Origin of the sequence: uncultured Marinobacter sp., from assembly GCF_947488835.1 — a bacterium.
Taxonomy (GTDB): Bacteria; Pseudomonadota; Gammaproteobacteria; order Pseudomonadales; family Oleiphilaceae; genus Marinobacter.
The window spans coordinates 370,970-394,074 of the sequence record NZ_CANLBK010000002.1 but is presented as its reverse complement, the minus strand read 5'-3'; the positions used below and the strand labels follow the sequence as shown (position 1 = coordinate 394,074).

Below are 23,105 nucleotides of genomic sequence, written 5' to 3'. Positions count from 1 at the left end.
GCACCATAACTATCATCGCATTGCCTCTAGAGAGAACTATTTATGTCAGACACACTTGTATACAGAGACACCCCACCGAAGCTTCTCCCACTGTTTGGTAAGGCTGTGTTGCCGAAAAAAGTCTGTTCTGAAGGCGACATTAAACTCCCGGAACTTTCTGCCAAGCTGTTGTACGCAAAGACCTCCAGCGATGACTTGGATCAATATGAGCGTGTATGCGGATTCAACCCCGGCAACCACATACCCATTACCTGGCCCCACATTCTTGCGTTCCCACTCCACTTGAAGCTGCTGACTGAAAAAGCCTTTCCATTGCCATTGCTTGGGCTGGTGCACCTACGTAACAGCATTACCCAGCACAGAGAAATCGGAAGAGGAGAGGTTCTGGAACTGGAGGTTAAACTGGGTGGGCAGGAACGCACCAGCCGGGGAATCGAGTTTGACGTAAACACCACCGCTCGCTCCGCGGGCGCGGTCGTATGGGAGGGTGATAGCACAATGCTCTTCCGCCAACCCGATCCTAACTCCAAGTCTGCGGAAAAGACTGCTCCCCCAGAGCTCGAGCATTACCCAAACATGGTCGATATCAAGGTAGCGGAGTCCACTGGGCGCCAATACGCCAAAGTCTCCGGCGACAGCAACCCGATTCATATGCATGCCCTGAGCGCTAAAGCTTTCGGCTTTCCCCGCGCTATCGCCCACGGCATGTGGAGCAAGGCACAGGCTCTGGCAATTATGGGACAACAGAACGGATGGCGCTCGGGGCCAGTTAAGGTGAGCTGCCAGTTCAAGAAACCGGTTTTTTTACCCGGAACAGCACAACTGAACTGGCGGGAGGGAAAAACTGCCTGGGACTATCAACTACTGAATGCTCGAGGCGATGCGCCCCACCTCAGCGGCCGCATAGAATGGCTCTAAACTGCCTCAGAGGGGCTCTCATCGTCACCCAAGGAGGGTGATGCTGCGACAGGAAGTGTAAAGAAGAATCGTGCCCCACCACCTTCAGGGCGCTCAAAGCCGATTTCCCCTCCCTGAGCTTGTATCAGGGAGCGGCAAGTGGGCAAGCCAATCCCCATGCCCTCTTCTTTGGTGGTATAGAACGGCAGAAACAGCTTTTCTTCAGCATCTTCCGCAAGCCCTTCACCATAGTCCCTAACGTCAATGCGAACACAACCTTTATCCGTGAGCTGCGCACTTACCTCAACAGGCAGCGCAGCTTCTTTGCTGCGAGTTGCTTCAAGCGCGTTTCGAATCAGGTTCAGAGCAACCTGCTGAACCTGAATCGGGTCGGCCAACACCTCCGGTAGCCCTTCAGGTACAAGTAGCTCAATGGCTCCGTCGTTGTTGCGCGCATCCACTTCGGCGAACTCCCGGGTGTCTTCCAGCAGTGCAGAAACAGCAAGCACTTCCTTGCCGGTCGCTGGCTTTTTTACAAATCGCCGGATCCTGCGGATAATCTCGCTGGCTCGGTGCGATTGCGCCTCGATTTTATCAAGGGTTTCCTGTAACAGGCTCAAGTTCGGGTTTTCAACGGACATCATCCGTTTGGAAACCCGGGCGTAATTGGCAATCGCCGTCAGTGGCTGATTCACTTCATGGGCAACACCTGCGGCCATCTCTCCCATGGTGGTCAAACGGGATATGTGCGCCAACTGGTCACGCTGCTCCTGCACAAGCTCTCGCGCCTCTTCCAGTGCCTGTTCACCATCAAGCTCAACGGTTATATCGCGGAACACAACCACAGCACCGTGTAATTCGTCAGCCTCAAGTTTGGGTGTGGAGCGATATTCGGCCGGAAAGCCGGTGCCATCTGCACGCAGCATTCTGATGTCGCGCTGGTTTTCTGCAACTCCTTGACTGCAGGTCGCATGAACCGGGAGCCCGCTGGGGCACTGGGCTGCTGTACTGAAGTGGGTCTCAAAAAAATTGCGGCCGATCAGATCCTCAACAGGGCACCGCATAATAATGCCTGCTGCAGGGTTGGCGAACTCGATTGAGCCCATCTCATCAAGCCCGTAGATGCCCTCGCTGATGGAATTGAGGATACGAGCCTGATCGCTTTGAAGTTCCCGATTCCGCGCCTGAAGCTCACGTTCAAGCCGAATAACACGGGCATGGGTTTTAACCCTGGCGATCACTTCGAGGGACTGAAAAGGCTTGGAGATATAGTCAGCCCCGCCAAGCGCGAAGCCTTTTACTTTCGCTTGCAGGTCATCCAGAGCTGAAAGGAATACAACCGCGCAATCGGCCGTTTCAGGATCGGCTTTGAGACGTTCGCATACCTCATAACCGTCCATTTCGGGCATCATGATGTCGAGCAGGACAACTTCTGGCTGATGGCGATGGGCAAGATCCAATGCTTTTTCGCCTTCATTGGCGATCAGAAGCCGATAGCCTTTATCTTTCAGTGTCTCGTAGAGAACTTTCAGGTTCTGTGGATTGTCATCCACGAGCAGAACCGTCACCTCTGAATTTTCGCTGACAACTTCAGTCATATAATAAAAGGCCGGTCAAAAATATAACCGCATCATGCCGGTGAGATTACCTCGCGTCGATAAGGTTCTTTACGGACAGCACCATGCGGACAAGGTGTGCCAGTGAATGGGTACCCATCTTGTGCATCACTCGGGAGCGGTGAATTTCCACCGTGCGCTGACTGATTTCCAGTTCAATAGCGATCACCTTGTTCGCCTGGCCTTCTATCATTCGATCCATGATCTCGTGTTCACGAGGAGTCAGGCTTTTAACCCGGCGAATGATTTCCTGCTTCTCACCCAACGTTTTGCGCTGCTCCAGATCCTGCTCCAGCGCCGCTTCGATTTTCTCAAGCAACGCCTCTTCGCGGTAAGGTTTCTGGATAAAGTCCACGGCGCCCTCTTTCATGGCGTCAACTGCCATAGGGACGTCGCCGTGCCCGGTCACAAAAATAATTGGAAGAATCGAGTGTTTCTCGTTCAACTTTTTCTGCAATTCCATGCCGTCCATGCCCGGCATACGGATATCCAGTACGATGCAGCCAGCCATTTTCTCGGAATAATCCTTGAGAAATACGGCAGCATTCTCATAAGGTTTAACCGATTTGCCATCAGTTTTCAGTAACAGCTCCAGCGAGTCACGAACGGCTTCGTCGTCCTCTACCACGTATACAGTCTGCTGAATATCAGTCATGGGTGTGCTATCTCCTGTCTGTTTTGTTATGGCGATCGGTCAATGAATCGACGGATCTTTCTGATCGTCCCGGGCGTTTTCCTGGCGCTCATGCTCACGCATCTTCTCAAGCCGTTGCTGGATAATGCCAAAAACACTCTGTTTCGGATAGTTGCCTTTGCTGTCTGCCTTACCGGCCGGCTTGCCCAGCAGTAGGGTCACCGCTTCCTCAACACTTGAAACAGAGTAAACCGCAAACCGATTTTCACGGACAGCTTGAACCACTTCGCTGTCCAACATTAAGTTCTGGACGTTGTTGGCAGGAACAATGGCACCCTGGGTCCCTGTAAGCACGCCTTTGAGCTGACAGGTAGCGAAGAAGCCTTCCACCTTTTCATTCACACCACCAATCGGCTGCACCTCGCCAAACTGATTAACGGAACCTGTGATGGCCAGATCTTGTCGCACCGGAACACCGGAAAGCGAAGATATAAGGGCACAGAGCTCGGCCAGCGAAGCGCTGTCACCATCTACCTCGCCGTAGTTCTGCTCAAACGTCAGGCTGGCGGACAGGTGCATAGGGTCCATCACCGCAAAGTGCGAGGCTAGCCATGAACTCAAAATCATCACACCTTTGGAGTGAATGTTGCCACCCAATTTCACATCCCGCTCGATGTCCATTATCCCGCCATCTCCATAATAGCAGGTGGCCGTTACGCGGTTGGATAACCCAAACTCGAACCCGCCAGTGGAAAGCACAGACAGCGCGTTGACCTGGCCCACAACCGAGCCTTGGGTTGAAACGAAAGTGGAGCCGTCACGGATTGAGTCGTAGAGTTGGTCACGGATACGGCTACTGCGGTATTTCGCACTCTCAAGCGCTCTTTCCACGTGAACATCCTGGATCATCTTGGCATTCGCCTGCCGAGCCCAGAAATCCGATTCCCGGAGCAGGTTGGCAATATTGGCGGCATGCAATGAAAGCCTGTCCTGATGCTCTGCCATACGGGCACTGTGTTCAATGACCCGCGCCACGGCCTTATTGGTGCAATGTAACAGCTTTTTTTCTTTGACAACGCTGGCGATAAACTTCGCGTACATAACCTGGCTGTCTTCGGAACGATACATTTCGTTCTCGAAGTCCGCAGTCACCCGGAACAGTTCTGCAAACTCGGGATCGTAATCCTGCAGCAGCATCCAGGTTTCACGATCCCCAAACAGCACAAGTTTCACATCCAGCGGCACCGCCTCAGGCTCAATGGAGATGGTGCCTGAGAGCGTCAGTTCTCTTTCAAGGGAGTTGATCTGGATGCACTTCGAACGCAACGCCCGCTTGATCCCGTCCCATACGAAGGCTTGCTCGAGCACCTTTATGGCATCCATCAACAGATAACCACCATTGGCACGGTGCAGACTGCCCGCCCGAATCAGTGAGAAATCGGTAAACACAGTACCCTTGTAGGTAACATTCTCAACGTATCCGAAGAGGTTGTGGTAGGTCGGGTTATCTTCCACCACCATCGGCACCTCATTGGTCTTCTGGTGTACCACCACATTAACGAGATAGCGCCGGGGCATCTTTTTGTCCAGCGACGCATAGGCAATGGCTGCCTGCTCTTCGTTGTCGTCGAGAAAAATCTCCAGATTTTCAACCAGATCTTTGCGTACTGCCTCGAAGTAAGCCACCACATCCGGAAGGTTCTTGTAACTCTCAATTAATGCGTCAATTTGGTGGCCAGAAATGCCTTCAAGCGTTTCCTTATTCAGGGCCTGCTGCTCATCTGCATACTCCTGTTCCCAGTCCGCCAATTTCCGGAGTGCCTGTCGGAGCTTTTTCTCAAGCTTGTTGATCGAATCTTCGAACTTGTCGCGCTGTGCATCTGTCAGCGCCTTGAAAGTCTCTGCGGTATGCGGTTTATCACCTTTCATTGCCACCAAGCGATACCCGCCTGGTGTCGTGATGGTCAGGCTGACTTTTTTGCGGCGCGCCTGAGCTGCGACTTTCTCAAGTTCGTCTTCCTGCTTTTTTCCATACTCTTCTTTAAGCTGCTCTGACCGTTCCAGAAAGCTGTCGCTATCGAAAGTCTGCGGAATGACCTTCACCAGCCGGCTCATGAGTTTCTCCATGTCCTGCTTGAGCACCACACCTTTGCCCGCAGGCAATTGCAACAGCTTAGGAATGCGCGGCTCTTCAAAATCTGCGACATAGCACCAGTCGTGACTTTGCTGCTCGGTATCCAGGTGGTGTTCAAGGTAGCGCAACATCATCGTGCGCTTGCCCAAGCCATTCCGCCCTACGGCATACACGTTGTAACCACCATGTGGCATAGCAAGCGCAAACCGCACAGCTTCCTGAGCCCGGTTCTGGCCCACAATTTCCGCGAGCGGCTCCAGCTGTCTGGTCGACTTGAACGGTAGATCTTTCAGAACACAGGCTTTGTAAAGCTGATGCAGGGACAGTGACTTCAAGGTTGGGTCCTGTAACGGTTGACTCATTGGCCGGTCATTGTAGGTTCTGTGGACCAGTCTGTCGCGCTTGGGGACAAGAATTGTGACAAACGCTTAAAGGCGGGACGTTTTGTGACGCACTTCACGCTTCACAATCTCCTCATTGCCCTCGTCTTTCATCGAACACTACACTTCATCTTCCGACTCTAAGCCTTTAGTCTTATAGTCGGCTATAACAACAAAATAATAAGCAATGGGTGCCAATCTACGATGAGTGATTCCGAAGATCGCCGGCTCAAGGATCGCTATTCTGCTTCGTGCCTCAAGGTACAGGTTCGTCAGCGCGGTTTTTTCAAGAAGAACAAGCCTTCTTTCCAGGCTACCTGCCTCGATCTGAACCGCTACGGCATGGCTTTGCTAAGCCCGCGCCCACTGGAGCCTGGCACACGCCTATTTATGGATTTTGAGGGGAAGTACATCAGTGAATCGCAGGTGTGCGCCCGCGTTGTAGAGTGCCGCCCTTTCCAGGCCGGCTATCGGGTAAGCGTTCAATTTAGCTACTACCTTAACAAAAAAGGCTACTCCAGAACGGTGGATAACGCCTTGTCACGTATCGAAGGCTTCTACAACCGCCTCGCCAGCTAGAGCGCTCCTCAGACCAACCCTGCATCCAGGCTTGCCGCAACGTACATACCTAACTCCCGGCACTGCTCTTCGAACTCATCCTGATACTTACCGCGGCACATCAGCGGCTCCTGGACAAGCTTCCAACGTAATCCGGTGGTGATGCTTTCGATAGCGCGCCGCGTTCCGGTGCCGTCGTGGCCTGCTCGTATATAAAAGGCAAATGGAAGGCCCTGGGTCTTCTCCAGGCAGGGATAGTAGCTGCGATCGAAGAAATCCTTCAACGCGCCACTCATGTAGCCAAGGTTTTCAGTGGTGCCAAGGATAATGGCATCGCAGGCAAGAACATCATCCGGGCCGGCATCCAAGGGCGCCAGCACGGTTATTTCTACGTTCTCAATATCTTCGTGGCCAGCACCCTGCGCGACCGCATCGCGCAGGGTGAGGGTATTCGGAGAGGGCGCATGGGAAACAATAAGCAGTCTCTTTTTACGATCCACATCACACTCCCATGATTGCTTTAGAGCAGTTCGTCGACAGCAGCCTCTGCTTCTGCAGCGCTTTTCTTATCAACCGGCTTTGGCATCAAGCTTTCGCGTACCTTGGCTTCGATTTCCTTGGCAATTTCCAGATTCTCTTCAAGGAATTTGCAAGCATTGGCCTTACCTTGGCCGATCTTGTCGCCGTTATAGGCATACCAAGCGCCGGACTTATCCACAAAGCCCTCTTTAACACCCATATCGAGCACTTCGGCCATGTGATAAATGCCCTTGCCATAAAGAATCTGGAACTCGGCCTGGCGGAATGGCGGTGCAACCTTGTTCTTGACAACTTTAACGCGAGTCTCGTTGCCTACAACTTCATCTCCGTCTTTCACTGCACCAATGCGGCGAATATCCAAACGTACAGATGAGTAGAATTTAAGCGCGTTACCACCGGTGGTGGTTTCCGGCGAGCCGAACATTACGCCGATCTTCATACGGATCTGGTTAATGAAAACCAGCAGACAGTTGGCGTGTTTCACGTTGCCTGTGAGCTTACGCAGCGCCTGAGACATCAGGCGGGCTTGCAAGCCGACGTGGCTATCGCCCATCTCACCTTCAATTTCAGCCTTTGGAGTCAGCGCGGCCACAGAGTCAACAATGATGACGTCTACCGCATTGGAGCGTACGAGCATGTCGGCAATTTCAAGAGCCTGCTCACCGGTATCTGGCTGGGACACCAGAAGATCGTCCACGTTAACGCCAAGTTTTTCAGCATAGATGGGATCCAGCGCGTGCTCAGCATCGATGAAGGCACAGGTTTTACCGGCTTTCTGAGCTTCGGCAATAACCTGGAGAGTCAGAGTTGTTTTACCTGAGCTTTCAGGGCCGTAGATCTCAACAATTCGGCCGTAAGGCAGCCCACCTATACCCAGAGCAACGTCCAGCCCAAGAGAGCCGGTGGAGACCGCAGGAATGGCCTCGCGGGGCTGATCACCCATCTTCATTACTGCGCCTTTACCAAACTGGCGCTCGATCTGACCCAGCGCTGCGCTCAATGCTTTTTTGCGGTTGTCTTCCATCAGTGCAAACCCTCTGTTGCCTTGGCCAACGGCAAGATAGTCAAGCCGGTGGAGGTGTAATTACGCGGGAGGCTGTACAGTGGTAACAGCGAATTCCCTGTATATTTGAACAGTATTAAAACATACCCCGGGAGAGAGGCCAACCCCTGTTATTGTGAAACCAATCAGGTTTGTTTCAAAAATCTGCTAACCCCCTGCAGGGCAAAGAGAACTGCTTGTCGCCGCACCTGATCACGGTCGCCATCGAAGTAGTGCACAACCGCTTTGGTGTTCTCAATGCTGGCGCCCCAGGCAAACCAAACCGTGCCTACGGGCTTTTTCTCACTGCCGCCACCCGGCCCGGCAACACCGCTGATAGCGACCGCCACATCCGCGCCGGTCGCGGCAAGTGCGCCTGCAACCATCTCACGCACAACCGGCTCGCTAACGGCGCCGTGATTGCCCAAAGATGCCTCGGTAACGCCAAGCAGCGCTTGTTTCGCCTCATTACTGTAGGTGACCAAGCCACCGACCACATAGGCGGATGAGCCTGGTTTATCTGTCAGCACCTTGGCAACCCAGCCACCGGTACAGCTCTCGGCAGTCACTACCGTGTAGCCAAGTTGTACCAACTTTGTGGCTAATTGATCTCCAGCATGTTCGAGTTCGTGGTCACTGGCAGGCATAATGTGCTCCCTCGTTTCATCACGGGCATAATTTTCTTACAATCCGTGGCTTCATCCAAAGTAAGATTATCCGGACTTGTCCATGTCAGCAGCTCAGAACACCAAACCCCAGCACACACCCATGATGCAGCAATACCTGAAGATCAAGGGTCAACACCCGGATGAGCTGGTGTTCTATCGCATGGGTGATTTTTACGAACTGTTCTATGACGATGCCAAAAAAGCTGCAGAGCTGATGGATATTACCCTAACTGCAAGGGGGCAATCCGGCGGCAACCCGATTCCCATGGCGGGCATCCCCTTTCATTCTTCTGAGGGATACATTGCCCGCCTGGTGCGTGCCGGTCAATCCATTGCCATTGTTGAGCAGATTGGCGACCCGGCAACCAGTAAGGGCCCGGTTGAGCGCCAGGTGGTCAGAATCGTTACCCCCGGCACGCTAAGCGACGATGCCTATCTTGAAGACCGCCGCGACAACCTGCTTGCGGCCATCTATCACCACCGTGAACAGTTTGGCTTTGCATCACTGGACATCTCCAGCGGTCGCTTTGTGGTTTCAGAGCTGGACACTCTGGAAGCCCTGCAGGGAGAACTGCAGCGGTTACGCCCAGCGGAGATTCTTATCAGCGAGGATTTCCCCTACCAGGAAGTCGTGGCCGGGCTGACCGGTGTTCGACGTCAAGGCCCCTGGCTGTTTGAATCAGACACTGCATTCCGGGTACTAACCCAGCAACTGCAAGTTCGCGACCTGACCGGGTTTGGCTGTGAGGACCTGAGCCTGGCCATTTGTGCGGCCGGCTGCCTGCTGCAGTATGCGAAGGAAACCCAGCGCACGGCCCTGCCCCACATTCGCAAGCTCACCCGGGAACGCCGGGACGAAGCCGTGATTCTCGACGCCACCAGCCGTCGCAACCTTGAGATTGATATTAACCTCATGGGCGGGCATCAACACACACTCGCCTGGGTAATGGACAAAACTGCCACCTCCATGGGCGGCCGTGAGTTAAGGCGCTGGCTAAACCGTCCCCTGCGGGATATCTACGTTGTGAAGCAGCGCCAGCAAGCAGTATCGGCCCTGCTTGAAGGTTTTCATTACGAGCCAGTACACACTCTGCTCAAAGCCGTGGGCGATATTGAGCGTGTTTTAGCCCGCGTGGCGCTCCGCTCTGCACGCCCGAGGGACCTTGCCCGCCTGAGGGACGCATTTCAGGCGCTGCCCGATCTGCAGGAGACCCTGAAACCGGTTAACTCCCATCATATCGCCAAGCTGGCCACCACCATTGGCGAATACCCCGAGCTTGCCGACATGCTGGATCGCGCGGTTATCGACAACCCGCCCGTAGTGATTCGGGAAGGTGGCGTAATCCGAGAAGGTTTTGACGAAGAGCTGGACGAACTGCGCAATATCAGCGAAAACGCCGGCCAATACCTGCTGGACGTAGAAACCCGGGAGCGGCAGCGCACCGGCATAAGCACCTTGAAAGTGGGTTACAACCGGGTGCACGGCTATTACATCGAAATCAGCCGGGCCCAGTCTGCACAGGCACCGGTGGATTACATTCGCCGCCAAACCCTGAAAAACGCCGAGCGTTTCATTACGCCCGAGCTAAAAGAATTCGAAGACAAGGCTTTGAGTGCAAAAAGCCGGGCTCTGGCCAGAGAAAAGGCACTTTATGATGAAGTGCTGGAAGCCGTTGCAGAGCAGCTCGCGCCCTTGCAGGATGCTGCTCAGGCCCTGGCGGAGCTGGATGTCATCAGCAACTTTGCTGAACGCGCCACCACCTTGCGCTTTGTTGCACCGGAATTTCGCGACGCTCCGGGGTTCGATGTCGAAGATGGCCGCCACCCGGTCGTCGAACAGCTTCTGGATGAGCCGTTCGTGCCCAACAACTTACTGATGGATGCCCAACGCCGAATGCTGGTCATTACTGGTCCCAACATGGGCGGTAAATCGACCTACATGCGCCAGGCCGCTCTGATTGCACTACTGGCCTACACGGGTAGTTTCGTGCCCGCCAACCGGGCAGTGATGGGGCCGGTGGATCGCATATTCACTCGCATGGGCTCTTCAGATGACATTGCCGGCGGGCGTTCCACTTTTATGGTGGAAATGACCGAAACCGCAAACATCCTGCACAACGCTACCGAGTTCAGCCTTGTGCTGATGGACGAAGTAGGCCGGGGTACCAGCACGTTTGATGGCTTATCCCTGGCCTGGGCTACAGCCGAGCATCTGGCAAAAGAAATTCGTTGCTACACCTTGTTTGCCACTCACTATTTCGAACTTACCCAATTGGCAGACGACCTGGAGCTCGCTGTAAACGTGCACCTGACCGCAACGGAGCACGACGACAGCATTGTGTTCCTGCATAACGTACACGAGGGCCCAGCCAGCCAGAGCTATGGCCTGCAGGTGGCCAAGCTCGCTGGCGTACCTCAGAACGTTATACTCAACGCCAAAGCCCAGTTAAAGCTACTTGAGAATAGCGCAGTACCCGCCACGGCTCTGCCGTCTCCTGCTGTTGAAGACCGCAGCAGGCAACCGGCCATGCCTGCACAGGTTGTTTATCAGAGTGATATGTTTGCCAGCACAGAACCCAGCGCTGTAGAAGAAGCACTTCAGGGCATTGATCTGGACGATTTATCGCCCAGAGAAGCCATGAACAGGCTGTATGAACTGAAGAAATTACTGAAAAGCTGATGACAAATTGATCTGGGTAATAAGGTTATAGCGGTCAAACGCTTGCGGCAGTGCGGGCTGCTCCCTACAATATCGCCCATTAAAATATAACCACGGAGCATGACAACAAGCTCCGAATGAGATTGACCACTGGACCAGGGATCTGATTATGGCGTTTATCGTTACCGATAACTGCATCAAGTGCAAATACACAGACTGTGTAGAAGTGTGCCCGGTAGACTGCTTCTATGAGGGGCCTAACTTTCTGGTAATCGACCCGGACGAGTGTATTGATTGCGCTTTGTGTGAACCCGAGTGCCCAGCCGAAGCGATCTTCTCAGAAGATGAGCTGCCCAAAGACCAAGAGCAGTTTGTAGAGCTTAACGCCGATCTGGCGGGCAAGTGGCCTAACATCACCGAAAAGAAAGACCCTCTCCCAGATGCGGCAGAGTGGGACGGCAAGCCAGACAAACTGCAATATCTGGAAAAGTAATTACAGGTAAGCCTGGCAACATTGCCAAAACCTGAACCAAAAAAGGGAAGCCCGCACCGGCTTCCCTTTGTTGTTTATCTATTCCGCACTGACAACGCCATGCCGCCGATTATGATGGCTCGAGTATTTTCCGGGCCGCTGCGGTTTTATAGAAAGCCGATAGCCGCCTGCGCACAAGCGCCTCAACATAGCCCTCCTCTTGAAGTAAGCCTATGACCGGGATCGCCCAAGCGCCTACCTCTGCCATGATCACGTCACGAGTAACACCCAGGTCACCGAGCAGGTCGGTAAGTGGTCGGTCCCCATACTTCACAAAAAGATGGGCAACCACGGCCCGGGCGCAGCCGGCAAAATAGTCGGTTTTCCGGAACTGCAACCAGAACTCATACCCAAGCACCACAAATGCCTGCAGCTCAACGTCGCCAAGCCCTTCGCGAAGCTCATCAACCGTGCGGTCTTCTACGGCAACCCAGGCCGCCATAACCGTATCCCGCACTTCGTCATCAGAGAGCGCCCGTTGCAGGAACTGCTCACTGCGACTGATCAGCCCCGGCAAGCTAACTGAAAGCCAGGCTTTGAGCCTGCGCTCAAAGGTTTCATCCAATCCGGGTACCGCTTTGTTGGCCATGCGCTTGCCAAATTTCATCATGGAACCCACACCGGGTACCGATTTGGTGATCAGGTTGTCTTCATAGAGGTAATTAACAATTCCCTGATACACCACATTCGAAACCAGCTCCTGATAAACCGGGTGCGCCATAATTTCGCTGATTATACGTTCGCGCTGCTGGCGCAATTCAAGCATTTCTTCCACAAAGCCCGTGGCTTGTTCACGGGTGATAATGTCACTTAATACAGTATTTGCCTGAACGGATGCGTTGAGCACCTCTGTGGCCATCTCACCCGCCAATTCAGGAATCCCGGCATCCAGTTCCATGTCCACAACCACTCGCTGAATGGTCTCCATGACCTGCTTTTCCGAGGCTATGCGATTCAGCGTGATCGTATCTGCATGATCAAGAAGTTCGTTAACCTCTTGCGTGAGAAACTTACGCAGCTTTGTGCCTTTCAACGAGGCAACCTCGTGCTTCACATGCAATTCCAGCAACTGACTGGCTGGATCGTTTTTGTCCTTGGTCATGATGTTCGTGGCCCTATTGATATGAAGAAACACAGTTATAATTGCACTGGATACCGAAAGGCTAACACGAAGACAAGGCAGACGGGTTCGCCATAGATACGTTGGGCTAGCAGCGGCTGGGCCAGTATAAGCCCAGCGCTAAACCGTACCGCCAGATGAGTGGCCAGTTACTGATAGTCGCTGAAACTGTGGGGGCCTGCCGCCAGCGCCAGACACAGACTGCCGGGGCCAATATAGATGCTGCTGGTGATGCCCATCTGCGACAGTAATAGCTCAACACCATTTTTCTCACAGGCACTTCTGAGCCTGTTCAGGCCAGGCAACGCTTCGATTTCTGCCCAAGTAAGGCCGCAAGACAAGCTCACATAGGGTGTGAGCAGGCCAGCCTCAACTCTCGCCACGGCATAGTTCACTACCTTTTCCACCGCCGCATCGAAACTACGGGTTTTGGCAACGGGCTGACCTTCAACACCCTGGCCAAAAATTACCGGAGTGATGTTCAGGGCTTTGCCAAGAAACGCCACGACACCTGATATGCTATTATCGCCACGGCGTCTGGCGCGCTCACGAATGTAGTGAAGATCGCGGGGAATAACGCAGGTGTAGATCTTGTCAGAAAAACGCTCCACCTCATTACGCAGCGCGTTCTTGGAGAGCTTCTGGTCAATCAGCCTGAGCGTATGAGCCGCCAGCAAGCCTTGCCCCGCAAAGATCTGCTTGCTATCAATCACCCGCATGGAGAATTTGCCTTCTCGACCCGACGCAGCTCGGGCCTGCTCGTAGTTAGCCATCACGCTGTTCATAGCTTCAGATGCGTTCTGAAAAATCAGGCTTCGGCTACGGGTGACCGTTTCACAAATTGCCACATCGTACTCGGGCACGATCTTTTCCATGAACAGCTCATGGATCTGTTCGGCGCTAAACGCCTGGGTTTCAGCATGGCGACCTTTTTGCAGGAGCCCACTCTGATAGAACTCTTGGGTTCTGACAGGGTCGTGCCGGTCTATGTAGGTTTCGCCGTCGATCACCGCAGTTACGGGGAGAATGAACACGTCGTGCTTGCGACTGAATTCGAATGGTAAATCACACGCCGAATCGACGATTAAACCAACTTTCACACCAAATCTCCTGCTTTCAGTTCCCCGAGGTTTCTCTCCAAAAGTGCCCTGTTATCTTGCTGCCAGGGATGGAAACCTTTGCGAAAATAGGCCAGAAATTCCGGCATACACTGGCGCAAAATTCCAGGCTTTCCCCACAAGAAATTGAGCCCACCCATCCAGGTGCGAAGGCTCCAGAGCTTGCCGTCGGTTTTCAACAAGCTGCAAGTATTCAAAAAGGTGTACTTAAAAAAGTTCCAGGTCACGAACAGAAATATGAACCGCCTCAGGTTCTCATTTCCAACACACTCCCGATAAACATCAAACGCAACCGATTTGTGCTCGGTTTCTTCGATGGCATGCCAGCGCCAGAGTTGCGCCATTACCGGCGTTGCTCCTTCCAGCCACTCGGGGTGGCTGAGAATGGCATTCGCCAGCACCGCCGTGTAATGCTCAGCGCCGCAGGTGCCTGCCAGCTGCCTGCTGGGAGAAAGCTTTGCAACCCACTCCATGTGCTTGCGGAAACGGCTATCGAGGCGGTCAATGTCATAGCCCCGTGCTTTCAAGTCCTCGTTGTAAGCTTTGTGCTCGCGGCTGTGCAGTGCTTCCTGACCAATAAATCCACGGATCTCAGCTTTCAGTTTCGGATCGTCAATCTTGCCCTGATATAACCGGACTGCATTGATGAACTGCTGCTCACCATCCGGAAATTGAAGCGATAACGCATTGAAGAATGCCGTGCGAAATGCATCATCGCCGTGCCAAAGTGTTTTTAAATCTTCACTGACATCAAAGTGCAGGTGCCGTGGTTTAACCGACACACCCTCGGGAGTGGAACTGATGGACATGACTGCCTCCTGCTTCTATTTATTATAATTTTTGACTGTTGAACAAAAAAACACCAGTAGCATCAGTCTAATGCCCAGAGTGAGCTAGAAGGAAGGGTGGCGCCAGTAAAAAGGACACATTGTCACAAAATGACACATCGTCAGTGAGTAGGAACCAGAGATAGTTAGGAAGCTGACACAAAAAAGGGAGGCGCTTCGCCTCCCAAGGTCTTGCAGATCATTTTTTGGTGGTCCCTGGCAAAACCAGGGACTAAACACTCAGAGTTTATCGGTCTTCGTGGCACCCGGGGCTTCCGGGTCTGAGGTAAAACCAAGTAGCTTGGTTCGCTCAATCAACAGATAAAGAACCACACCGGTGCCAAGGCCCCAACCAGCTCCATAGACCGCCAATACCACGCCCATAGTGCCGGCAATACCTCGTTCGGTATTGTTCTCCAATTGCTCCAGACCAACCATCAAACAGATATAACCGGTCAGCAAAAGAGTCAGGGACAACGCAATGGGTAGTACGGGTTGAAAAAAGCTCACCAGCGGCAGAATAAACAGGGCAATAAAACCAGTGATCCAGAAGGTACCACCGCCACTGTAGATTGAATCCATCGCGTTGCGGCCATACTTGTAACGCTCAGCCATAGTCGCCGTTACAGCTGTCCAGATAGGGCCTGCCAGGCCGGGGTATGGCGCAAAGAACGCATGACCACCGTTACGAATGGCGGTTACCAGGTGCACCCGGTCGATGCTGTTATCGATGTCTTCGTCTTTACGAAGGTGGTCTACACGGTTCATCAGGGACTGCCCGACGACGATATCCCCGAAGGCAATAATGTAGGCGATAACCGCCGTTGGAACGGCATACAGGAAGATTTTGGGGTCGGGGAATCCAACCGTAAACGGCAGGTAGTTCCACAGCTCATTAAAAGCCGGCTTGGTAATGCCCCACTCAACATTCGGCACATCGTATTCGCCAGTGGCGAAGCCCACGAGGATGGCCACAATCATGCCCGGTACCATGCCGTAGTTAGCAATTTTACGGGCGAAGGAGTTGGTTTCAACAAAGCCTTTGAACGACACAGAGAACATCAAATACAAACAAACAAGGCCACCAACAATCAATGAGATTGGCGTGTTGGCCACTCGGCCGCCCACTTCAATTTCTCCCATCAGAGCCGCAATACCGGCACCAATAATAATGCCGCCTTTCATGGAGCGGGGAATCAGATCCACCAGCTTGCTTCCCAGGCGAGTAATGCCAAGGAAAAGGAAGATGATAAACACAAGGAACTGCAGAGCGAACATTGCCTGAATGGCCTCGGGGCCGGGCTCATAGTCGCTCAAAAACAGCAGTACCACGGGAATGCCCGGTGTTATCCAACCTGGTACCAGAGGAACACCCAACAGGGCGGGCAGCATAAAACCGATACCGCAGATTACGGCATATGCCAAGGCTACGTCATAGGGAACACCCAGGTATTTCTGCAGCAGAGGAATCATAGCCAAGCTGACCACAAACATGATCAGAGCCTGAACCATCTCCGCGAATTCCCAGCGGTAATGAACAAAAGGTAGGCGAACCTTAAAAGGACCAGCAGGCCAATAGGGCTGTTCTTCCCCGGTTTTACGGTGAAACATTTGCATAGCTAGGTCTCCCGCACACGTTATTTACGCATGCATGCTTTGTATTGTTTTTGTAGAAATATCCGGCAGCATCAGGAGCGGCACTGCCGGTCAGGAGGTCAGTTCAACTCTTTGGCTTGATCCCTTAACAGGAACTTCTGGATCTTGCCCGTGGATGTCTTGGGCAACTCCGAGAAAATGACGGTTTTGGGTACTTTGAAGCGAGCCAGGTGCTCGCGGCAGAAATGGATAATGTCTTCCTCGCTCACATCACCTGCTTCCGGTTTGAGGGTTACAAAAGCACAGGGAGTCTCCCCCCACTTCTCATCCGGACGCGCCACCACAGCCGCTTCGAGAACATCCGGGTGCCGGTACAGAGTGTCTTCAACTTCTATGGTGGATATGTTCTCACCGCCAGAGATGATGATGTCCTTCAGGCGATCCTTGATTTCCATGTAGCCGTCTTCGTGCCAAACAGCCAGATCCCCGGTATGGAACCAGCCGCCACGGAATGCTTCCTCGGTAGCCTTGGGATTCTTCAGGTAGCCTTTCATAACGGTATTACCGCGCAGGAAGATCTCACCCACGGTTTTGCCATCTTTGGGCACCGCTTTCATGGTATTCGGATCGCCCACCATGGTGCCGGCGAGAGTGTGATAGCGCACACCCTGGCGGGCTTTGATTTTGGCCCGATCGTGCAACGGTAGTTCATCCCAATCGGATTTCCATGCACACACGGTTACCGGGCCATACACTTCTGTCAGGCCATACACGTGGGTCACCTTGATGCCCATTTCTTCAACGGCACCAATCACCTGGGCCGGTGGCGCAGCACCTGCAATCATGGAGCGAACTTCGTGATCAATGCCTGCCTTCGATTCAGGCGGAACGTTCAGCAATGCGTTCAGAACAATCGGCGCGCCGCACATGTGCGTAACCTGATGCTCTTTGATCAGCTGCAGAATCTTTTCCGGATCTACCCGGCGCAAGCAGACGTGCGTGCCCGCCATGGCGGTAATTGTCCAGGGGAAACACCAGCCGTTACAGTGAAACATCGGCAGCGTCCACAGATACACAGGGTGCATCCCCATGGACCAAACAGCCTGGTTACCCAGCGCGTTGATGTATGCGCCGCGATGGTGATAAACCACACCCTTGGGGTTGCCGGTGGTGCCGGAGGTGTAATTCAGTGAAATAGCGTCCCATTCGTTGTCCGGGAAGCTCCACTGAAACTCTGGGTCACCCTCCTGCAGAAAGGCTTCATAGTCCAGATCGCTGACCTGAACCCCTTCGCCGTATTCCGGATCATCCACATCAACAATCAGTGGCTTGTTTTCCAGACGGCTCACCGCATCGCGAACTACCTCACCAAATTCGCGGTCGGCAATCACCACCTTGGCTTCGCCGTGCTCAAGCATGAAAGCAATAGCTTCTGCATCCAGGCGCACGTTCAACGTATTCAGAACCGCGCCCATCATGGGCACCCCAAAATGACATTCCACCATGGCGGGAATATTCGGCAGCATGGCCGCCACAGTGTCTCCCCGCTTGATGCCTCGCCCTGTTAACGCAGATGCAAGACGCCGTGAACGGTCGTAGGTCTGTGCCCAGTTATAGCGAACAGCTCCGTGAATAATAGAGGGGTAGTCCGGGTAGACGCTTGCCGTGCGTTCGATAAAATCAATCGGGGATTGAACAGCGTAATTGGCATCAAGGGGCGCAAGGCCCTGATCGAAGATCGAGGTCATGGGGTGTTCCTCTTTGTGAGCCTTTTGTTCTTGTGTCGTATTTAGAAAAGCCGCTAGAGTGGTTAAGAGTAGCTATGATTTATTATAGTGAGAATCATATTTAATAGAAATAATACTATAAATTACACCAAGGTATTATAGTACAAATACCATAAGACATTCTAATGCGATTAAGTCGATGACTACTATGAGCTTTAGCTTGCCCGATGCAGATCCGCAACCCGGCCTGATACTCGATAGCTCTGCCAACACGTTGCACAGCAATCTCGCCGCAGAAACATTGTGGGTGAAGAATGACCTGACCCAACCGTCAGGCATCCTCCCAACAAATGTTCAGGCACTGGTTACCGCTGCGCTAACACAAGCTCGGGCAATTGAGGATGTCGAGACTCGCATCAACGACACTATCCTCATATGGACGTTTATCCCCTGCCTGAAAACCGCCGAGGTATTGGCTCGTGGCAGAGATGCCACGACCGAAATCCTTAATCGGGATCAAGCCATCCGGTCAAACCGTCTCTACCGGGTGATCACAGAAAACACCACGGATCTTATCTCGCGACATGCTCCCGACGGGCGTTTCATCGATGCGACACAGGCTTCATGGCGCCTCCTCGGCTACTGGCCGGAAGAGCTTCGAGGCCGGCTACTGGAGGACGTCTTCCAAAGTGATAGTGCCATGCGGCAGCTGATGGAGACCCGCAATCGCCTGCGAGATGACGGCTACGCCACTATGACTCTGGACCTTACACACCGAGACGGCAGCAAGCGGTGGTTCGAAATCGCAAGCCGGGCCATCAGGGAAACCTACACAGGGGCGGTTGTTGAGGTGGTAAGCGTATCCAGAGACATCACCGCCAGAGTTGCCTCCGAGGATAACAACCGCAGGCTGGCCGATGAACTTGCGCGTACCGCAAGACTCGCGGCCCTTGGCGAACTGGCCTCCAGCATTGCCCACGAAATGAATCAGCCTTTGGCGACCATCGTTAACTTTGCCAGTGCCAGTCAGCGCTACCTGAAAAGCGCCAGCACACATCCTGAACATTTTGAGCGTGTCGACGATGGCCTGGAGAAAATCATCCATCATGCCAACCGGGCATCAGAAGTGATCAAGCACCTTCGTGCTTTCCTGCGCAAAGGCCGAAATCGCACCACCGAAGTACTGCTAAATGAGACCCTCTCAAAGGTAGCCCAGCTCTGCCAGTGGGAGGCTGATAAATACGTTGTAGAGATAATCTGCACCCCGGCTGACAGCAAGCCAACAATCATTGCAGACCAGGTATTGCTGGAGCAGGTACTGATTAACCTGATCCGTAACGGTATGGAGGCAAATGTAGAAGCGCGCGCCGCTGAAGCAACCACCACAGATTCCCGCCTGACGCTCTCTATATCCACAAACAGCGACGATGAAACGCTGATTGAAGTCACGGATGAAGGGCCAGGCCTGAATGATCAGGAAATCAGGCAGATGTTTCAGCCGTTTTACACCAGCAAGCCCCAGGGGCTTGGGCTGGGGCTTTCCATGAGCCGCTCCATTATTGAAGGCTTTGGCGGCTTTCTGGATGCCCGCCCAGCTTCAACCGGTGGCCTTACCCTGATCTGCCGCTTCCCGGCAACACCCGCTAACAAACGAACCCACAGCCCGGAGACTGCTTCCGATGAGTAACGAATCCGCCCCGGATAACTCCACCGTTTACGTAGTTGATGATGACGCCGGCATGCTGGAATCCACCCAGTGGTTGCTGGAGTCGGTTGGCCTGAAGGTGCAAGCGTACAGCGACGGGCGCAAGTTTCTGGATGCGTTGGGCGATAACCGGGGCGGCTGCGTGGTGCTGGATGTGCGCATGCCGGGGCTCGGCGGGCTGAACGTTCAGGAAGAACTGCAAAAACGCGGCATTGAGCTACCAATTATTTTCGTGTCTGGCCATGCGGATGTGCCCATTGTGGTGCGGGCGTTCAAATCCGGCGCCTTTGATTTTATCGAGAAACCATTCAACGAGCAGCTACTGCTCGACAGCGTGCAGCAGGCATTGGAAGCTCATCATCAATCCAGTCAGCCGCAGCTGGGCGACGAACGCTCTGATGCGATCATTTCGACGCTTACACGCCGAGAGCGTGATGTATTCCTGCCTATGGCCCAAGGCTACACCAGCCGCGAAATTGCTGACCAACTGGGTGTCAGTGTGAAGACCATCGACCTTTACCGGGCCCGTGTAATGAAGCGACTGGGTGCGGAGCGGCTGCCCGATGTAACGGGCATAGCCATCACCGCTGGCCTGCTTGATCCATCAAATCTGCGCTAGCTCCTCATGGGCAAGCGCGCCCAGCCTGGCAATTGCCTGGTCGATGCGCTCATTCCAGGGATTGCCGCCGTTCAGCCGCAGGCAAGATTCAAATTTGTCTGATATGGAAAACATCAGGCCCGGAGCCACGTTTATATTCTCCGCCCGGGCCCGGTGATAAAGCCGAGTGCCTGAAATGCCTTCCGGCAACTGCACCCAGAGTACAAAGCCGCCTTGCGGCCTGCTGACCGCAGTTCCCACAGGAAATGACCGCGCCACCGCAGCTCTCATTCGCTCCGTGGTTTCCCGATAATGTTGACGGGCAGAACGCAGATAACGATCGTATCCACCCTGCTCCAGAAAGTGCGCCACTGCCAATTGCGGAATTGAAGACGTCGCCAGATTGGAAAAATACTTCTGCTGCCGAGCTCCGGCCATGTACCGCCCAGGCAACATCCAGCCTAGCCTCAACCCCGGCGAAATGGTTTTGGAAAACGAGTTGCAGTAGATAACATTGTCTGTGCGATCAAAGGCTTTCGCAGGCTTTGGGCGCTCGCCGGAGTGATAAAGATCTCCGTAAATATCATCTTCTATCAACGGCACGCCAGCGGCAGCAAGCATAGACACCAACTGTTTTTTTCGTTCGTCCGGCATCCGCGCGCCCATGGGGTTGCTGTGATTGCACACCACTACACAGGCTTTCAGCGGCCACTGTTCCAGGGCTAACTGCAAGCCTTCAAGGCTAAGCCCATCGGATGGGTGGGTCGGGATTTCCATCGCCCGCAACCCTACGACTTCCAAAGCCTGAAGAATACCCGGGAACGAAGGCGACTCAACCGCCACTATATCCCCCGGTTGAGTCACGGCACGCAAGCCCAGAATGATGGCCTCCTGAGCGCCGTTGGTAACGAGCACATCATCCGGTGTAACCGGAACACCAATCGTCGCCATGCGCTGCGCAATCTGCCTGCGGAATGATGTTTTTCCGGGAAACGCGTAATCCAGTGTCTCAAGGCCCCGCCGTGCCGCCCAAATCGTACTCTGCTGAATCTGTCGTAGCGGCAGAAAGTCGGCGTGAGGGATAGCAGATGACAGCGGCACCATGCGATTTTGCTCATCAGCGCACAGCTCCAGCGTCATTTCACGGGCTGTTACCGGCGCCGGGCGAATCCTGAGCCTGCCCATTACAGGCTCCGGGGCATCGACTGCAGGCAAGCGAACAAAATAGCCACTGCGTTCCCGGGCCTGCAGGTAGCCGCGAGCTTCGAGTGTTTGGTGCGCTTGCAACACAGTTGAAATACTCACTTCGTACTGTTTGCTCAACACCCTCACGCCCGGCAAGCGGTCTCCATCACGGTAGACACCATCCTGAATCAGCGACTGAAGCCTGTCTGCCACCTGGTTGTATAGAGCTCCCATACTGCCCACCTCACCCTTTCAAGAAATCATTTGCCCATTCGAGCAGCCAGCATGCCCATTGCAACAGATCCGCACCGAACCGGAACGGTACAGATACCCGGAAAATCGACCGGTACAGACCGACAATATTTAGCTCTGTGCCGGTTCAAAAACAGATTATCTGAATCTGTTATGGCTGTCAGTTCAGGAAGACAATAACAACATCGCAAATCAGAAGAAGGAGTTTCATCATGGGCATCGCAACCAGTCACGCTCTGACCGCTACCCGGAACAATCTTTTTGGCCTTAACCCCAGCGCACCCGCTCTGTACGTTGAAGACCTGAACACCAACCGCCAATGGTTGGAAGACCTCGGGTTTTCTGTACGCCAGTCAGGCCAGAGGCACTGGGTAGTGACACACAGCAACCCATTGCCCGAACTGCATTTTTATAGTGAGTCTGAGCTGGCGCAGTTTGCCAGCTACAAAGGCCACCACTACGCTAGACACTTGCTCCCAGAGAACAGAACATGAATTACCCCATTTATCAGGTAGACGCCTTTACCAGCGAGATATTCAAAGGGAACCCTGCCGCGGTCATGCCGCTGGAGACGTGGCTTCCCGACGACACCATGCAGGCACTGGCCGCAGAGAACAATCTGGCAGAAACTGCATTCTTCGTTCGGGAATCCGGTACTAATGGCGCAGACTTCCATATCCGCTGGTTCACTCCCAGTGTTGAAGTACCTCTTTGCGGCCACGCCACTCTCGCCAGTGCCTGGGTTATTTTCAATAAACTCGGCTGGCAGTCAGATGAAATACGCTTTGGTTCTCGCAGTGGTATTTTAGGCGTTCACCAAACCCCGGATAACTGGCTGGTTCTGGACTTCCCGAACCTGAAAATTGAAGAACAGAACACACCACCAATAATTAGCCAAGCTCTGGATAGCGCCCCGGCAACCGCCTTTTATGTGCCGAACGACACCAATTACATGGTTGTTCTGGAAAACGAGACAGCCGTGAAAGCAGCACAGCCGGATTTCAGCAAGCTAAAAAAACTGGGCAATCAAGGGGTGATCATCACCGCACCCGGTGACACCGCCGACTTTGTCAGCCGTTACTTTGCACCCGGATCAGGCATTGACGAAGACCCGGTTACCGGCTCCATTCACAGTGTTCTGGTGCCCTACTGGGCCGAGAGGCTCGGCAAAAACAAGCTGGAGGCGCGACAGCTGTCAGCACGGGGCGGCTTATTACGCTGTGAACTGAAAGGCGACCGCGTTGCGATAGCCGGGCAAGCAGCTTTCTATATGGAAGGCACAGTTCATCTGGAATGAGCCATACAGCCACCCTTAGG

Annotated in this window: 20 protein-coding genes; 8 read left to right on the top strand and 12 right to left on the bottom strand. The window is 53.7% G+C overall.

The window, feature by feature from the left end; translation table 11 throughout:
• The first annotated feature begins 42 nt into the window (after positions 1 to 42).
• Positions 43 to 918 carry a MaoC/PaaZ C-terminal domain-containing protein gene (locus tag Q0824_RS10785; protein ID WP_298450211.1) on the top strand — a complete coding sequence of 292 codons (876 nt, stop codon included), beginning with the start codon at positions 43 to 45 and terminating at the stop codon, positions 916 to 918.
• On the opposite strand, the gene Q0824_RS10780 is transcribed toward Q0824_RS10785, so the two are convergent.
• From Q0824_RS10780 to Q0824_RS10770, 3 genes are read right to left on the bottom strand one after another with little or no spacing between them, the layout of a single operon-like run.
• A complete protein-coding gene (locus Q0824_RS10780) occupies positions 915 to 2,495 on the bottom strand; it encodes a response regulator (protein ID WP_298450209.1) in 1,581 nt (526 codons plus the stop codon). The two genes, Q0824_RS10785 and Q0824_RS10780, sit on opposite strands and share 4 nt — an antisense overlap.
• Before the next feature lie 46 nt (positions 2,496 to 2,541).
• Positions 2,542 to 3,168 carry a response regulator FixJ gene (gene fixJ / locus Q0824_RS10775; protein WP_298450208.1) on the bottom strand — a complete coding sequence of 209 codons (627 nt, stop codon included), beginning with the start codon at positions 3,166 to 3,168 and terminating at the stop codon, positions 2,542 to 2,544.
• 39 nt (positions 3,169 to 3,207) lie between these two features.
• On the bottom strand, positions 3,208 to 5,616 hold the full coding sequence (locus tag Q0824_RS10770) for an ATP-binding protein (RefSeq protein WP_298450514.1): 2,409 nt from the start codon (positions 5,614 to 5,616) through the stop codon (positions 3,208 to 3,210).
• Between the two features lie 249 nt (positions 5,617 to 5,865).
• Here Q0824_RS10770 and Q0824_RS10765 point away from each other — a divergent pair, with 249 nt between their 5' ends.
• Complete coding sequence (locus Q0824_RS10765) at positions 5,866 to 6,240, top strand: PilZ domain-containing protein (protein ID WP_298450206.1); 375 nt, start codon at positions 5,866 to 5,868, stop codon at positions 6,238 to 6,240.
• Between the two features lie 8 nt (positions 6,241 to 6,248).
• Here the strand turns inward: Q0824_RS10765 and Q0824_RS10760 are convergent, their stop codons facing one another.
• The 3 genes from Q0824_RS10760 to Q0824_RS10750 all read right to left on the bottom strand — a co-directional run bounded on the left by Q0824_RS10760 (position 6,249) and on the right by Q0824_RS10750 (position 8,448).
• Positions 6,249 to 6,719 carry a flavodoxin family protein gene (locus Q0824_RS10760; RefSeq protein WP_298450204.1) on the bottom strand — a complete coding sequence of 157 codons (471 nt, stop codon included), beginning with the start codon at positions 6,717 to 6,719 and terminating at the stop codon, positions 6,249 to 6,251.
• Positions 6,720 to 6,739: 20 nt separating this feature from the next.
• Positions 6,740 to 7,783, bottom strand: a complete 1,044-nt coding sequence (gene recA, locus Q0824_RS10755) for a recombinase RecA (RefSeq protein WP_298450202.1) — start codon at positions 7,781 to 7,783, stop codon at positions 6,740 to 6,742.
• A gap of 164 nt (positions 7,784 to 7,947) precedes the next feature.
• Positions 7,948 to 8,448 carry a nicotinamide-nucleotide amidohydrolase family protein gene (locus Q0824_RS10750; RefSeq protein WP_298450200.1) on the bottom strand — a complete coding sequence of 167 codons (501 nt, stop codon included), beginning with the start codon at positions 8,446 to 8,448 and terminating at the stop codon, positions 7,948 to 7,950.
• 82 nt (positions 8,449 to 8,530) lie between these two features.
• Here Q0824_RS10750 and mutS point away from each other — a divergent pair, with 82 nt between their 5' ends.
• On the top strand, positions 8,531 to 11,149 hold the full coding sequence (gene mutS, locus Q0824_RS10745; protein WP_298450198.1) for a DNA mismatch repair protein MutS: 2,619 nt from the start codon (positions 8,531 to 8,533) through the stop codon (positions 11,147 to 11,149).
• A gap of 148 nt (positions 11,150 to 11,297) precedes the next feature.
• Positions 11,298 to 11,621, top strand: a complete 324-nt coding sequence (gene fdxA / locus Q0824_RS10740; protein ID WP_298450196.1) for a ferredoxin FdxA — start codon at positions 11,298 to 11,300, stop codon at positions 11,619 to 11,621.
• 109 nt (positions 11,622 to 11,730) lie between these two features.
• Here the strand turns inward: fdxA and Q0824_RS10735 are convergent, their stop codons facing one another.
• The 5 genes from Q0824_RS10735 to Q0824_RS10715 form a co-directional block, all read right to left on the bottom strand.
• The gene (locus tag Q0824_RS10735; RefSeq protein ID WP_298450194.1) at positions 11,731 to 12,762 is read right to left on the bottom strand and encodes a hypothetical protein; all 1,032 of its coding nucleotides are present in this window, start codon (positions 12,760 to 12,762) and stop codon (positions 11,731 to 11,733) included.
• Positions 12,763 to 12,929: 167 nt separating this feature from the next.
• Positions 12,930 to 13,880, bottom strand: coding sequence for a DegV family protein (locus Q0824_RS10730; RefSeq protein WP_298450192.1), 951 nt, complete (start codon positions 13,878 to 13,880; stop codon positions 12,930 to 12,932).
• Complete coding sequence (locus Q0824_RS10725; RefSeq protein ID WP_298450190.1) at positions 13,877 to 14,707, bottom strand: metal-dependent hydrolase; 831 nt, start codon at positions 14,705 to 14,707, stop codon at positions 13,877 to 13,879. Before Q0824_RS10725 ends, Q0824_RS10730 begins: the two co-directional genes overlap by 4 nt.
• A gap of 258 nt (positions 14,708 to 14,965) precedes the next feature.
• Entirely contained in the window at positions 14,966 to 16,342 is a 1,377-nt protein-coding gene (locus tag Q0824_RS10720) for a solute carrier family 23 protein (protein WP_298450188.1), read from the bottom strand.
• 98 nt (positions 16,343 to 16,440) lie between these two features.
• On the bottom strand, positions 16,441 to 18,069 hold the full coding sequence (locus Q0824_RS10715) for an acyl-CoA synthetase (protein ID WP_298450186.1): 1,629 nt from the start codon (positions 18,067 to 18,069) through the stop codon (positions 16,441 to 16,443).
• A gap of 187 nt (positions 18,070 to 18,256) precedes the next feature.
• On the opposite strand from Q0824_RS10715, the gene Q0824_RS10710 reads away from it, so the two are divergent.
• Together Q0824_RS10710 and Q0824_RS10705 are read left to right on the top strand one after the other, a co-directional pair.
• On the top strand, positions 18,257 to 19,735 hold the full coding sequence (locus tag Q0824_RS10710) for an ATP-binding protein (protein WP_298450512.1): 1,479 nt from the start codon (positions 18,257 to 18,259) through the stop codon (positions 19,733 to 19,735).
• A complete protein-coding gene (locus Q0824_RS10705) occupies positions 19,728 to 20,372 on the top strand; it encodes a response regulator (RefSeq protein WP_298450184.1) in 645 nt (214 codons plus the stop codon). Before Q0824_RS10710 ends, Q0824_RS10705 begins: the two co-directional genes overlap by 8 nt.
• Here Q0824_RS10705 and Q0824_RS10700 read toward each other — a convergent pair.
• Positions 20,358 to 21,770, bottom strand: a complete 1,413-nt coding sequence (locus Q0824_RS10700) for a PLP-dependent aminotransferase family protein (RefSeq protein WP_298450183.1) — start codon at positions 21,768 to 21,770, stop codon at positions 20,358 to 20,360. The genes Q0824_RS10705 and Q0824_RS10700 overlap by 15 nt on opposite strands.
• 230 nt (positions 21,771 to 22,000) lie before the next feature.
• Between Q0824_RS10700 and Q0824_RS10695 the strand changes: the two genes are divergently transcribed.
• The gene (locus Q0824_RS10695; protein WP_298450182.1) at positions 22,001 to 22,282 is read left to right on the top strand and encodes a hypothetical protein; all 282 of its coding nucleotides are present in this window, start codon (positions 22,001 to 22,003) and stop codon (positions 22,280 to 22,282) included.
• Positions 22,279 to 23,085, top strand: coding sequence for a PhzF family phenazine biosynthesis protein (locus tag Q0824_RS10690; protein ID WP_298450180.1), 807 nt, complete (start codon positions 22,279 to 22,281; stop codon positions 23,083 to 23,085). Before Q0824_RS10695 ends, Q0824_RS10690 begins: the two co-directional genes overlap by 4 nt.
• The last annotated feature ends 20 nt before the right edge of the window (positions 23,086 to 23,105 follow it).